The organism is Methylophaga thalassica (assembly GCF_030159795.1).
In the GTDB taxonomy this organism is placed as follows: Bacteria; Pseudomonadota; Gammaproteobacteria; order Nitrosococcales; family Methylophagaceae; genus Methylophaga; species Methylophaga thalassica.
In genome coordinates this window covers 1-820 of record NZ_BSND01000008.1, presented here as the reverse complement: position 1 = coordinate 820, position 820 = coordinate 1, and the positions used below count along the sequence as shown (strand labels likewise).

Below are 820 nucleotides of genomic sequence, written 5' to 3'. Positions count from 1 at the left end.
GGGTAAGCGGATTAAATGGTTGATCTTACCTTTGCATGAGAGTGAGACAGACCGGCATCTCATCGGATTATCTGGTTGATGCTTCACCTACTGCTGGTGCATGTTTCCTTCGCTAATTCCAGCAAGAACCCCACACGCCTCAACTTCCCGGTCATCGTTGCAACTCGCTCTCAGTGAAACGAGTTGTTTCTCAAGCGCTTGCAGAGCGGTTATCTGCGACCGCACATGAGAGATGTGATCATCGAGCAAGGCGTTGACGGCGGTACAAGGCTGATGAGGGTCGTCCTGATAGCTCTGTAGTTCGTGAATCTCAGCCAGTGACAGGCCCAGGATTCTGCAGCGACGGATGAAGGCCAGCCCCTCACCATGCTTCTCGGTATAGACACGGTAACCGTTGTCCTGCCGATCAGGCGGCGGCAACAAGCCCTGCTGTTCATAGAAGCGGATCGTCTGTGTTTCGACCCCTACCAACTGCGCCAACTGACCAATGCGCATCAGCCTCCTCCCCAACGGATTCTTTACTCTATTGACCTTATAGTAGCTTTATAGTTTTAAATGGTACCACAACATTGTTCAAGTGGAGTCGTATCATGAGCAAATCCTGTGGTGGCGCCTGTGGCGGTGATGCAACGTCCGCAGCGGATACCGATATACAGGCCTCCTCCGAGGCGCCAGGGAGATGGGTCAGTGTTTATGCCGTGCCGAAGATGGACTGTCCATCAGAAGAACGAATGATTCGCCTAGCCCTGAACGGCTTTGAGGAGATTCGGGCGCTGTCCTTCGACTTGTCGAACCGCCGGCTGAAGGTCGTGCATGACGG

General features: G+C 53.5%; 1 protein-coding gene and 1 pseudogene. One reads left to right on the top strand and one right to left on the bottom strand.

Features of this window, described 5'->3' with window-relative positions; all coding sequences use genetic code 11:
• Nucleotides 1-87: 87 nt before the first annotated feature.
• The gene (cadR, locus tag QQL60_RS12305; protein WP_004364961.1) at nucleotides 88-495 is read right to left on the bottom strand and encodes a Cd(II)/Pb(II)-responsive transcriptional regulator; all 408 of its coding nucleotides are present in this window, start codon (nucleotides 493-495) and stop codon (nucleotides 88-90) included.
• 95 nt (nucleotides 496-590) lie between these two features.
• On the opposite strand from cadR, the pseudogene QQL60_RS12300 reads away from it, so the two are divergent.
• Nucleotides 591-820 (top strand): annotated as a pseudogene (locus tag QQL60_RS12300) (cation transporter); the annotation flags it as partial.

Bases quoted from the DNA above. Each gene is read 5' to 3' on its own strand.
- cadR (WP_004364961.1), bottom strand. From the start codon at position 495: ATGCGCATTGGTCAGTTGGCGCAGTTGGTAGGGGTCGAAACACAGACG.